Consider the following 13,471-nt stretch of genomic DNA (forward strand, 5'->3'; position numbering starts at 1 on the left):
TTTTTATTGTAATGTATATCTTATCGAAGATAATATCCCCTGCTCTGATTGAATCAGATCGACACCCTCTCCACGCATGGCTTGTAATACGTGTTGCAATGTAAGGAATTGTTCACTAAGTTGAATAAACAAATCTGCCGTATGCTTTCCTTCTAACTCACTGATAGTGAGGTAAGCTGCTTGCCCCATTCCAGAGAAATACTCAAGGCTGACATGGCGTCTCTTGGCAATTCCTGGGAATAGCCCACAAAAAAGTAAGCTTTTATCACCCACATCCCGTAACAATTCCATTTGTAAGTTTCTTGGTCGATGCATGGACTCAAGAAAATCAAGGGCAACAACCGATTCAATCAATTTAGGCCCTTGAGCGAAACGCATTAATAAAAATACCAAATAACTTTCAGTATTCTCAGTTAGTATCAATTGAGTTGCGGCTTGCGCCTCATTAACCAATGCATGCCATTGGCTAATATCAGTGGGATGTAAAATTAGTTTTTTCATAATTACTCCCTATTTTTAACCCCTCATTATTATTTTAGCAGTTAAAAAATAATTGGTAGATTAAAGAGCAGTAATTTGTAGCGTTATCAGTTATAGCCTGGTTACGTGTAAACCGCTGAATCTTCGATACATCTCGAAAATCAGTTCTCAGGTTTATCTCAGGACGCAAGGGAGTTGCGATGAAAACCACACCCTGCGGGATCCAGGCAAAGATCGATGGACAGCGGTAATAGCCAGGATATAAGTGTAGTTTACTGCTAAAATACAATAAGCAGATAGGTTTTAGCTGCTTATTGATGTATAATGTCAAATCTATGAACAAACACTCAGCTTTTTCCTTCAAAGGTTATTTATGATTGATCAGATTCGCAATATCGCCATTATCGCCCACGTTGACCATGGTAAAACCACGCTAGTAGATAAATTACTGCAACAAACAGGTACGCTTAATGAGAGAGCACCTAAAGTTGAACGCGTGATGGACTCCAATGCTTTAGAAAAGGAGCGGGGCATTACCATTCTTGCAAAAAATACTTGTGTGTATTGGAAAAATCATCAAATTAATATTGTTGATACCCCGGGACATGCTGACTTTGGTGGCGAAGTAGAGCGTATCTTATCAATGGTTGACAGTGTATTGTTGTTGGTTGATGCCGTGGATGGACCAATGCCTCAAACACGGTTCGTGACCCAGAAAGCTTTTGCGCGGGGATTAAATCCTATTGTTGTGATTAATAAAATCGATCGTCCCGGAGCACGGCCTCATTGGGTTATGGATCAGGTTTTTGATCTTTTCGATAATTTGGGTGCCACAGATGCCCAATTGGATTTTCCTGTTGTTTATACTTCTGCCTTAAACGGTTATGCTAAATTAAATTTGGAAGATGAAGCGACCGATATGAGTGCTTTATTGCAGACAATTATCGATAAAGTAGAAGCGCCTAAAGTGGATGCGGATGGTCCTTTCCAAATGCAAATCAGTTCTTTAGATTATTCCTCTTATGTAGGGACAATTGGTATAGGCCGCATCACTCGCGGACAAATCAAAGCGAAATCTGCAGTGAAGATTATTGATAAAGATGGCAATATTCGCTCAGGTCGCTTATTGCAATTATTAGGCTTTAAAGGGCTTGAACGAGTTGAAGTGGAAGAAGCCAGTGCTGGTAATATTATTGCGATTACCGGTATTGAGGGCATCAAAATTTCCGATACGATTTGTGATCCTAATATTGTTGAAGGATTACCCGTGCTTTCGGTTGATGAGCCAACAATTAGCATGACCTTCCAAGTAAATGATTCACCTTTTGCTGGTCAAGAAGGAAAATTTGTTACTTCGCGCAAAATTCGGGAACGTTTGGAAACGGAATTATTACATAATGTGGCGTTACGGGTTGAAGATTGTGATGATCCAGACAAGTTTCGTGTTTCTGGTCGTGGCGAATTGCATTTATCTATTCTGATTGAAACAATGCGTCGTGAGGGATATGAATTAGCGATCAGTAAACCAGAAGTAATTATTCGTGAAGTCGATGGGGAACAACAAGAACCTTACGAACATCTAACTGTAGATGTGGAAGAAAATCACCAAGGCTCCATTATGGAAAAATTGGGTGAGCGCCGTGGTGAATTACAAAATATGGTTCCCGATGGCAAAGGTCGCGTACGTCTTGACTATATGATTCCTACGCGCGGTCTTATCGGTTTTCATAATGAATTTTTGTCCTCTACCTCTGGTACCGGGCTAATGTACCATGTTTACGATCATTATGGTCCAGCGATTAAAGGACGCATAGGAAAGCGAGCTAACGGGGTGCTGATTGCTAATTGTCAAGGAATGGCTCGAGGTTTTGCGTTATTTAATCTGCAAGAGCGCGGTAGATTATTTGTTGAACCGCAAACCGTGTGTTATGAAGGGATGATCGTTGGAATTCATGCTCGTGATAATGATTTGGTGGTGAATGTTACAAAAGAAAAACAATTAACCAATATCCGTGCCTCCGGTTCTGACGAAAACATTATATTGACTCCTGCAGTCAAGTTAACTTTAGAGCAGGCTTTGGAATTTATTGATGACGATGAATTAGTTGAGGTAACTCCTGATTCTATCCGGTTACGAAAAAAATCATTGAAAGAACATGAACGAAAAAAAGCATCAAGAACAGCAAATATTGAAGAATAAAGTTCAATTCAAACGGACCATCTTGTATGCACGCCAGCATAGGGCGAATCAAGGGGTGAATGAAACCTTATATCGTTTGATTGATTTTTTGCAAAAGCAAAATGTTCAAGTCTATCAAGATATCGATACGGCTACGGGATTTGATGTGAAAATCCCTGTTTTAGCCAGAGAAGATATGGGTGAAAAAAATGATTTGATTATCGTAGTTGGCGGTGATGGAAGTTTGCTTTCAGCCGCACGGATGGCGATTAAGGTCGATACACCAGTCATTGGGATTAACCGAGGGCGTTTAGGATTCCTCACCGATATTTTGCCTCATGAGTTGGAGTCCCAGCTGAGTGCAGTTTTAACCGGTTCTTATGAGGAAGAAAAACGCTTTCTTCTCCATACGCGGATATACGATGAAGACCATACTTATTTTGAGGGTGATGCCCTCAATGATGTTGTTTTAGGTCGTGGAAAGGAAACACATCTCGTAGAATTTTCCGTATACATCAATCAACAATTGGTCAGTCATTATCGTTCTGATGGGATGATTTTATCAACACCCACAGGATCTACAGCCTATGCTTTATCTGCAGGTGGTCCAATCATGCATCCACATTTGAATGCCATCGTTTTGGTGCCTATGTTTTCCCATAGCTTGAGTTCACGTCCATTGGTTATCGATGGAGAGGCTAATATTGAACTGCATATCAGCCAGTTTAACGAATCTGATTTGCGAGTAAGTTGTGATGGTCATGAGTCAAGAATGGTCAAACCTGGACAAAAGGTCATGATTCAAAAAAATGGTCACCAATTACGCCTGTTGCATCCTCTTGATTATCATTATTATGATACATTACGATCAAAGCTTGGTTGGGAATCCAAACATCAAGGATAGAACATGCTCACTACTTTGTGCATTGAACAGTTTGCGATTGTGCAGCACCTGGAGTTAGATTTTACTCAAGGGATGACCGCTTTCACTGGTGAAACCGGAGCGGGTAAGTCGATTATGATCGATGCGTTGATGTTGGCATTAGGGGATAGAGCAGATGCTTCAGTGATTCGGCCTGGTCAAGAAAAATGTGACATCACTGCAGGATTTTTTGTGGGGCAAGGTTCTGAACCGGCCCTATGGTTAGAAGAGCATGATGTTCCATGCGGTGATGGTGAAATTTATTTACGGCGAGTGATTTATGCCGAAGGCCGATCCAAATCTTATATTAACGGCCAACCTTTTCCATTACAAAAGGTAAAAGAGTTAAGTGAAAAACTGGTCCATATTCACGGACAACACCAGCATCAAACATTGATGCATCATACAACACATCGTCAACAGTTAGATCAATATGGTAAGAACCAGCTCTTGCTGGATGAGGTGGCTCGGCTCTATAAACAATGTCAAAAAATTCAGCAAGAAATTGATGTATTGCAGGGGCAGGAACAGCAAGCGGATAGGATCGCATTATTACAATTCCAAATTGAAGAATTATCAGCGTTGAATTTGCATGAAAATGAAATTGAAACGTTGTATCAAGAACATCAAATGCTGCATCACGCAAAAGAGTATTTGCAAAAAAGTCAGCAAATACATGGATTATTGAATTCCGAAGATGAGCCTAACCTTTGTACTGGCTTAAATCAGATTCTGCAGCTCCTAAGTCAATTACCAACAGAACAAGCACCGATTAAAAATACATTTGAATTAATTAATGGTGCATTGATTCAATGCGAAGAAGCAATCGATGAAATGCAGCAATTTGTGGATCGTGTCCATCTGGATCCTGAACGGTTGCATGAAATAGAAACGCGGATGAGTGTACTCCACCAGCTCGCTCGTAAATATCATATTGATAGCAGCCAACTTCATGAGCATGCATCGAACTTGCAAAAAGAGTTAGATACTTTGCAAGACAGCGAGAGCAGGTTGGCCCAATTAAAAATTGAACATCGTCAGCTGGTTGCCGCCTATGAAGCTGCTGCCCTTAAATTAAGAAAAGAACGGCAAGGACAAGCAAAAAAATTGGCTAAGGAAATTACAGGCAGCATTCAGCAGCTTGGTATGCCTAAAGGCTGGGTAGAAATCGAAATCACTCCACTAGAAAAAATGCAGGTTCATGGAATGGATAAAGTGGAATATAAAGTATGCACTAATCCGGGTATGGAGCTCGATTCGCTCAGTAAAGTAGCTTCAGGCGGTGAACTTTCTCGAATTAGCTTGTCCATACAAATGATTACTGCCCAACAAGGGACAACACCTACTTTATTGTTTGATGAAGTGGATGTAGGTATTGGTGGTGCTACAGCCGCCCTAGTAGGTCAGATGCTTCGTAAATTGGGTGAACGGTTACAAGTATTTTGTGTCACACACCAACCACAGGTTGCCGCCTCAGCGCATAACCATTTTATGGTTGAAAAGCGAAGCGATAATAAAGAAACCTTTACCAGGATTTCCTTGTTACAGTCTGCTGAAAAAGTTGATGAAATTGCGCGTATGTTGGGAGGCTTGACCATAACAGAGCAAACGCGTTCTCATGCTAAGGAATTATTACTACAGAGTAATTAATTCATTATAAATCGATCTGCCTTGTCGCCTGGGGATAGCGTCGCAGATCCCAGGCTTCAATAAGTCAACTTAATAATTTTTAATAAAAATGATATTGATTTCCACCCGCATATTTAGCGGTATACATTGCACTATCCGCTTTTTTCATTAACTCAGTAATATCATGCCCATGTTTAGGATAGGTAACAATGCCAATACTGGCTCCAATTTGCATGGATTGGTTGCAAATAATGATGGGCTTCCTGATGATTTTCAGGGTTTTCTCCGCAACAATCCCTGCGTCTTGAGGTGCTTTGATTTCTGTAAGCACCAGAATGAACTCATCGCCTCCTGTACGTGCAAGCAGATCACTAGCACGAAAGGATTTATTTAATCTTGATGTCACTTCTTTAAGCAGATTATCGCCTACATCATGACCAAATGTATCATTAATATTTTTGAACTTATCAAGATCAATAAACAGAATCGCAAAAATGCGCTCATACCGTTTAGCAAGAGCAAGTGTCTTTATTAATTGTTCATACAAAAGCTGACGGTTGGGTAAACCCGTTAAGATATCATGATAAGCGAGATAGCGAATTTTCTCCCTGTTTAGTATCTGTTCATTGATGTCTTCTACTTGAACAATAAAATATAATGGGGCACCCGTGTGGGTATTGCGCAAAATAGATCGGGTAATTTCTACCCAGGCAAAGCTCCCATTGTTACGGATGCGTTTTTCAATTTGATAATAACGATCTTTGCCTTCAATCAGGCGCTGTATTGGATTACTCTCGTTTACTAAGTCATCAGGATAGACAATATCATCCAGGCTTAATTTTTCTAACGCTTCCTTTTTATAGCCGGTGAGCTCACAAAGTGCACGGTTTACTTGTAAAAATTGACCATCTAACGATTGAATAGCCATACCTATTGGTGCGTTGTCTATAATGGAGCGGAATAGTGCTTCACTTTCTCTTAGCATGTGCTCTGCTTTTTTGCGCTCAGTAATATCTACAACTTGCGCAATAAAATATAACGGGTCATCGGTGTCGCTATCACGAACAAGTGAGCGAATTGCTAATACCCAAATAATCGTTTGATCTCTACGTACGTAACGTTTTTCAAGTTGATAAGAAGCAATTTTGCCAGCCAGCAATTCTTGTACTTTTAATGCATCAATTGAAAAATCTTCAACATAAGTGAGCTGTTTATAATTCATCCGTTCAAGCTCTTCTTTATCGTAACCCGTAATTCTGCAATAAGCAGGATTAATGTCTAATAATTGACCATCAAGTGATGTAGTTACAATCCCTACTGGCGCATACTTGACTATGTTTCTGAGATAAGCTTCATTGGTTTTTAGGGTATTTTCAGCCTCTTTACGCAAGGTAATGTCTTCTACTTGGGCAATAAAATAAAGTGGATTATCCGTAGAATCATCTCTTAGGAGTGAGCGAGTGACTTGTACCCATATAATTTTACTATCTTTTCGGAGGTAAAGTTTTTCAAGCTTATAGGAGTTGATTTTTCCTTCAAGTAATTGCTGCACATTATAGTTATCTACTGCGAGATCATCATCCAAGCTCAATACTCTATAATTCATGCCTTCTAACTCTTCCTTGAAATAACCAGTAATCTCACAGTAAGCGGGGTTAACTTGCAATAGCTCCCCGTTAATAGACATAGTTACAATGCCGGTGGGGGCATTTTCAATGATATTCCGAAGATGTTGCTCCGTTTGCAGAAATACGTGTTCAGGGGCATTCTCTGCAGATCGGCGTGAGTCTTCGGAATTTTCATTTCTTTTTGCACACATTTATTTTCGTGCGTCCCCAAATTTATGGTAACTGTTTAAAGCCCACCTGCCCACACTGGCCGTTGTAGAAATAGTCGTAAAGGTACAATGGTCGTCGACCGGTATTCACGAAGATTTGGCCGCTCGTCGTACTATCAATCCATTGCACTACAGTAGGGGTTGCACTATTGCTCGGGGGATTACCGTCAACTGCGCTAAAATGGTATTGCATTGCTGGTGTAGTTAATGCCCCCATTAAAATCGCCATATTTATTCCTGCAGGCACCTCATCTCTTGAGTTATAAGTTCCTGCTGGCCATTGGGCTTTGGGTAAGTCTATGAACATCGAGTCAATGCCGACATCGAGAAGCGCTGTACCACAGAACTGATTGGGTAGCGGAGAGTTGGGAAAACTGTAACACCCGGCCTGAGGATAAAAGTCACCCGGCACGCTTGGGTTAGCTGTTAATTGGACCACATTGTATTGATTATTGGTAGTAATACCCAGAGCTAATCCTGTAGCGGTCATACCATCATTTGGGGTGAGGTAATAACCTGGACTTAGATTGGTTCCATTTTGTGCATTGGTTAAATGAAGAAAAGCATTAGCCGTAGGCGAGTTAAATAAATCTCCAGCGGTAGTACTGTTTCGGTTAAAACCAACACCCAGGTAATGCAGATCGGGCAAGGGTGGGTTTGAATAGCACGACCTGGTGGTGGGGCCACTACAGTAGGCTTTGTCAATTCCAAGAACCATAATAGGGTAAGTTTGTACGGTTCCATTGACAGTTTTTACTCTTACCGGTGCAAGGTAGTAATTTCCTGAATAAGTATTGCCACTGCTATCATAATATTTAACACCCGGTGCCCCTGGACCGATTACGCTAGGATTTCTAGGAAGCTCATCGCTCGGAACAATAACTCCCAAAGAGCCCGTATCAATCGTGAAATGAGTAAGAGTATCTGTTGCCGACGTCACATTGTAGCCTACATCAGCCATTACCTGTAAGGCATTAGGTAGTGTTTGTACTAATGGTACTTGATAACTTGTATTGCCATAAGTACACGGCGGCGTATTTTGTTGTAGCACCTGGGTTACTCCAAGCGCGGCACCATTATTGGTACTATCACTAATCCAAGCATTGATCGAAATGTTGTTCGGAAATGCTTGGCCACTGTAGGCAAAAGTTACTGATCCAGTGCTTGTCGTTGTTGATGTTGGCGCAATGACTCCGTCTGGTGCACCATAAACATCCACATGGATTGGGTTGCTCTCGCTGGGAATAATTGGCTTTCCTTGCGAATTACACATGGTCATACTGATTGTAAATTGCTGTGAAGGGTTTGGGGTATTACCAATAGGATTGTTAACTTGGGTTACTGTAGGCGTAAAAGCAATTACATCCGCTTGGCATGTCGGCGGTGTCAGCGGAATAATTGCTGCTTTCGTGTTACTCACCGAAAAGAGGCAATATCCATTGCCTTGCAATTGACAACCTGAGAGCGCATAGCCTGGTGTATTTATTTTGATCCCAGCTTGTGGATAAGTATGATTGGGTATGGTTGTAAGAATACTTAATGTTAAGGCTGAAACATTATAATTTTGACACGAAACAGCTCTTTTTCCGTTTAAGCATAGGGTAAGATTCACTTGGGCTGGAATCCCTGTCGCAGAAACATTAAAAAACGTACTCCCTCCAGAGTAAACGATGTGACACCCCATCAATGCAAACGCAACGACTATATCCCTTAAATATTTTATCATCATCAGTTAATCCATAAACTATAAGTTGAGTTAAAAAGTAGTTGGTCCCATTCAGTTTTTTCGCATAGCTACTTTCTCAGCATTAAGTAATTACTAGGGAGTTTTCACTGAAAGAATCTTGACATAAATAAAAGAGTTTGTAACTACAACTAATGTGACTTTGCAGAAATTGATTTCATTTGATTTCGATGCCAACTCTTTTTGTAACCATCCATGCTGAGTTTTTGACAAGCAGGCGCGCATGATATAGGGCTGTTATTTGCCTAAAGGCCAATGATGTGAACAGCTGGCTTTATGATGAATAACATAAACCAGACTCAGCCAAATAGCGTTTAGGCACTGGTGAGCAACACAAGAAAATGCCGGCAAATCTCTGATGAATTATGGGATCAGGTCAATAGTTTATAGTGGATTATATTCTTAAAAATGACTGGTTATTAGTTATCATCCTCTTGCGATATCCAATTCTATTTGGTCTATAATTTACTGCGTAGTCTATTTATAAGTTATAAGCACGCCCGCTATCAAATAACATGGAATGAATTGATTATGTCTCATAATGATCCTGCTTCACAGAAACCAATACTAACGAAATCAGTACCCTATGAAGGTATTACTACATTCTTCAGATCGGAGTACACACGAACTATCCAAGGTGTAGATCTTGCCGTTTATGGAGTCCCCTTTGATTTAAGTACTTTCAATCGCTCAGGTGCACGATTTGGACCTCGAAGCATTCGAGATCTTTCATGCTATCTAAGTATACTTGGGACTTGTTGGCCCCATACCTATCGATTAAATGAAAAATTTAAAATTATTGATTATGGGGATATTGGCTTTTTTCCTGGTCAAATTAATCATATGTTGGAAAACGTTGAAGCCGCTATCAGTGAACTGTGCTCACACGGTGTTTTTACCTTGGGATTGGGGGGTGATCACTTAGTTGCTTATCCCGCTATAAAAGCGCTGGCAGGTCAGCATGGAAAGCTATCATTAATCCATTTTGATGCACATACCGATACAGTTCAAATGCCTCATTTGACTCATGGAAGCATGTTTTATTACGCAGCTAAAGAGGGACTTATCGATCCTGAGTCTTCTGTTCAAATTGGCATTCGTACCAGTGTTCCAGAAACCCCCAAATTACATGTAATTACTGCAAATCAATGTTTCCAAATGGGGAGCCAAGGTGTAGTAGAACAAATAAAAAAAATAGTTGGCGATCGAAAATGTTATATAAGCCTTGATGTGGATTGCATGGATCCTGCATTCACCCCTGGTACAGGAACTCCCATGCCCGGTGGATTATCCTCTGCAATGCAGCGAGAAATTTTATGGGGCCTAGTGGGATTGAACATGGTTGGCGGGGATGTTGTTGAGGTATCTCCGCCCTATGATGTAGCTCAAACAACTGCTTTAGTAGGTGCCACCGTTGCGATAGATATGCTACATATTCTAGGTGATGCAAAATTACGCCTTGGCTAAAGTGCCCCGTGCTTTATCCATCCCCGATGCGCCTATAACAATGAAATTACCACATTGTTATAGGGCCTAATGAAATGGCAACAGAACACAAATCTTCAGGAAGCCTGCTTTAATGGCATGACTTTTTCTAAGGTAAGAATAGGGCGTTTTGCAGCGAGCTTAAGCTCTATTTTATTGCGGTTTTAATGCTTCACCCAGTGAAATAAAATGATAGCCATGCACTTCAAACATCTGCAATAAGTCATCTAAAAAATAACTGTTCAGTAAATTAGCATGTATGAGTAAGACTTGTTTGCCAGGAGTATTTTTTTCAGCAGTTAATGTCCGTTGCCAAACATATTCAAGATAACGTGTTTTAAAATCAGTTATCGAGGCAGATGGATTTTGTTTGAGGCGTGTAACTAATTCTTCGTTAAACTCAAAGTCTCTACTGTCAATTGTGACTGGGGCAACAATATAATGATTCTCATTGAGATAGTGACGAATAACACTTTTCCGCCACAATTTACCTTCAGAAAGGTATGGGTAACGAAAGTATTTAGGCTTTGACATATAATGGGTAAGAATTACATCTGCTTTAATCAAATCATCAATGTATTTTTCGCAAGAAACATGCTTTAAATTCAAATGGGAATAAGTATGATTTCCCAACTCTAATCCATTTCGTTGAAACAGTTTAAATTGCGCTACTGTTTCTTGGTTGACTCGGTTGCCAATGATAAACGCGATTGCAGGAACTTTATGTTTCACAAGGCTATGGACCATCTGTTCAATGGCCTGGGGGGGCGCATCAACAAGAGGCAAGTCATCAATGGTAATTACAATGTCACGTTGTTGTGCACAGCAAATACCAATAAATAGAAAAAATAAAGCGATACTGTGAGGTAGAATTTTTTGCAACAGATTCCTCCAAAAGCTTATTTGAGCTAACAACATCATATTCAATTCATAGTGTATAAATGACTTAGACAATGAATTGAACGATCTCAATTTTAGTGCATTATTGCTTATATAAGAACACAAGTCATTTGCTTTATAGCCAAATTAAATTGTGGGTTTAACTGACACCTAAGATTTTGATGCCTTTGTTTTCCTCGATTGAATAGGATAATTCAGTTCGAGTTGCCGTCGTCCCTATAGAAAATCCAGTGGGTTGTTTTGTAGAATAAAAAAATGAAAGTAAGGAATGTGACTCAAATTGCCATCCCTACCAATTGAGTTGATAGGGATTTTTAAAGAAAGAAAATGCATTAAATTGCATTAACGCGCTCTGGTAAGTCTGCAATAAATTCTTGTGTTGCAGTGAGCTCATCTTCTTGTAGCGCAAATAATCGATGTTGATTATAAACAGGATTCATTTTTGCCTTCGCAAGTACGCTCGCTAATGAGGAACCATTTGTTTGGCGAATTTCTGTTTTCAAGTTCTCGAGTGCTGCTTTTTTCTCTCCAGCAATTTCATCGCCAAGCCAAATCGTATCTAAATGTTTTCTTTGATATTTTTCAATCAGAGAAACAGTATGTTCAGCCTGCCATTCTGCCGATGGACGTTCTACATCTTGGGCTAATTTGACTTCTACTTCTTTTTCAATACCTAATTGTTTATTCAATGCTTCTGCCAGAGTAAGTATCTTCGGTTGCGAGGAGGAAGCATCGCCAGAGACGGAAGGATTCATTTTACTTGCCAAACAATCCCAACCTGCTGCGAGAAAATACAAAGGTGAAGCCAGAACTTTGAGCAGAAAAGTTGGAATATCTGCGTTTTGATGGTCTGCTTCAGAACCTAGGCGCTCTTCCAATAATGTTTTTGCTTTTTGATTCACGCCAACAAAATAATGAGCATCTTCGAATCCCTCACAGATAATTGCTACAAGTGCAGACACTATTTGAGGCACCCCGGGCATGCGATCTGAAGTGAGTGCAACACTCACTAAATGCCCCAGAAAAAGCAGGATACGTAGTGGTGTAATCGTTAATTTTAATAGGAGGCGGAATGGGTTAAGTAGCTGCAACCAATTCTCAGTATTCCATACCTGGGCGAATACATCAGCGATTCCCTGGTATGTGCGCTGGAATATATTGGTATTTTTTTTGGCATCCGTATCTGCATCTGGAGCGGTGGCCTCATAGACCATTTCCAGGGATTCTAATGAGTTTTGTATGTTAAAAAATATAGCGGATAATCCAGTAATGATGGGATTAATCACGCCCATAACAAAACTGGGCATTCTTTTCATCCACTCAAATAAAGGACGTGCACTGGTCGCTACAGTCCACCAGGTACCTGCGGTACAAACAGTAAGTGCAATGGCTAAGCTTACTAAAAGAACAGCCATAGCAGTCATAAATAGATTACGAACTGTTAGGCCTTGGCTCAAATCATTGCGAAGTCGTGTATACCATTTGTTGAGGGTATCATTGTTAATGAGATCGGTAACTGTATTATAAATCAACATTCCATAAGCAGCCCCAGCAACGATAGCCATGGGCACAATGAAAATGGGCCAAAAAGCAAAGGGAATGGCGGCTATCAAAGGAATCACGCTAAAGGCTTCAACAATGAGGTAGGTGCTACCAAGTCCCATAAATGTTGCAGCGAGAAGACTAAACCCTTTAACTATCTGAAATGTGGACTGGCGTTTTTGTAAACGTGCTTGCCATTCATTTTGTTCATGGTCTTTAAGCCATTGACTTAATTCTTCAGTGTAAGCCGATTGTTTTTTCTTTTCTTTGGTTGTAAATAATTGCAAGGCGAACCATTTTTCCATATCCGCGAGTGTTTTTTCTATTTGTTTTTTGCGTTTTCTGCTCTCTTTATTGAGTGGTTTATGATTAAACTCACTGAGCAGTTTGAGTTGGATATCATAATCTCTGAAAAATTGAGGGGTTTCCTTAGAATCAAGATGTTGAGGGAAATGCTCCAGCAAATATTCTTTGGCCAGGTGATTCTCTAAGTAATTTTGTTTAAATAACTTTTTAAAAGCCCCCTTAATATTTTGTAAATATATTTCACCCTCATAGGCTACTGAAAGGCCAAAAGTAGCAAATGCTAAAAATAAAGCAGGATATAATGCATACATCCCTCCAAAACTTAAAAAGCCAAGAATTAAACTAGCTCCTACAGTAAGGGAACCCAGAGCAAGGTAACGAGGAATTTTTTTCAACTTTTTTTTATTTACTGCCATTTATTTGCTCAGCTAATGGATTGGGCTTAAA

Annotated in this window: 9 protein-coding genes; 4 read left to right on the forward strand and 5 right to left on the reverse strand. The window is 40.1% G+C overall.

The features are described 5' to 3' along the window. Positions 1-3: 3 nt before the first annotated feature. Positions 4-501 carry a hypothetical protein gene (locus ACF8MK_RS06585; RefSeq protein WP_392538669.1) on the reverse strand — a complete coding sequence of 166 codons (498 nt, stop codon included), beginning with the start codon at positions 499-501 and terminating at the stop codon, positions 4-6. A 352-nt stretch (positions 502-853) separates the two neighbouring features. Between ACF8MK_RS06585 and typA the strand changes: the two genes are divergently transcribed. The 3 genes from typA to recN are packed head-to-tail and all read left to right on the forward strand — an operon-like array spanning position 854 to position 5,231. Continuing rightward, entirely contained in the window at positions 854-2,680 is a 1,827-nt protein-coding gene (typA, locus tag ACF8MK_RS06590) for a translational GTPase TypA (RefSeq protein WP_265703536.1), read from the forward strand. Then, on the forward strand, positions 2,637-3,563 hold the full coding sequence (locus ACF8MK_RS06595) for an NAD(+) kinase (protein WP_392538670.1): 927 nt from the start codon (positions 2,637-2,639) through the stop codon (positions 3,561-3,563). The genes typA and ACF8MK_RS06595 overlap by 44 nt, the downstream gene beginning before the upstream one ends. 3 nt (positions 3,564-3,566) lie before the next feature. Next, positions 3,567-5,231: a DNA repair protein RecN gene (recN, locus tag ACF8MK_RS06600; protein WP_392538671.1), complete on the forward strand. Its 1,665-nt coding sequence runs from the start codon at positions 3,567-3,569 to the stop codon at positions 5,229-5,231. Between the two features lie 79 nt (positions 5,232-5,310). On the opposite strand, the gene ACF8MK_RS06605 is transcribed toward recN, so the two are convergent. Then, the gene (locus tag ACF8MK_RS06605) at positions 5,311-7,029 is read right to left on the reverse strand and encodes a PAS domain S-box protein (protein WP_392538672.1); all 1,719 of its coding nucleotides are present in this window, start codon (positions 7,027-7,029) and stop codon (positions 5,311-5,313) included. A 22-nt stretch (positions 7,030-7,051) separates the two neighbouring features. Beyond that, positions 7,052-8,776, reverse strand: a complete 1,725-nt coding sequence (locus ACF8MK_RS06610; protein ID WP_392538673.1) for a hypothetical protein — start codon at positions 8,774-8,776, stop codon at positions 7,052-7,054. A 546-nt stretch (positions 8,777-9,322) separates the two neighbouring features. On the opposite strand from ACF8MK_RS06610, the gene speB reads away from it, so the two are divergent. Next, complete coding sequence (gene speB, locus ACF8MK_RS06615; RefSeq protein WP_392538674.1) at positions 9,323-10,258, forward strand: agmatinase; 936 nt, start codon at positions 9,323-9,325, stop codon at positions 10,256-10,258. 171 nt (positions 10,259-10,429) lie between these two features. On the opposite strand, the gene ACF8MK_RS06620 is transcribed toward speB, so the two are convergent. Together ACF8MK_RS06620 and ACF8MK_RS06625 are read right to left on the reverse strand one after the other, a co-directional pair. Beyond that, a complete protein-coding gene (locus ACF8MK_RS06620) occupies positions 10,430-11,158 on the reverse strand; it encodes a polysaccharide deacetylase family protein (RefSeq protein ID WP_392538675.1) in 729 nt (242 codons plus the stop codon). A gap of 350 nt (positions 11,159-11,508) precedes the next feature. Then, the gene (locus ACF8MK_RS06625; protein WP_392538676.1) at positions 11,509-13,440 is read right to left on the reverse strand and encodes a hypothetical protein; all 1,932 of its coding nucleotides are present in this window, start codon (positions 13,438-13,440) and stop codon (positions 11,509-11,511) included. Positions 13,441-13,471: the final 31 nt, after the last annotated feature.

Origin of the sequence: Legionella sp. 227 (assembly GCF_043161935.1) — a bacterium.
GTDB lineage: Bacteria > Pseudomonadota > Gammaproteobacteria > Legionellales > Legionellaceae > Legionella > Legionella sheltonii.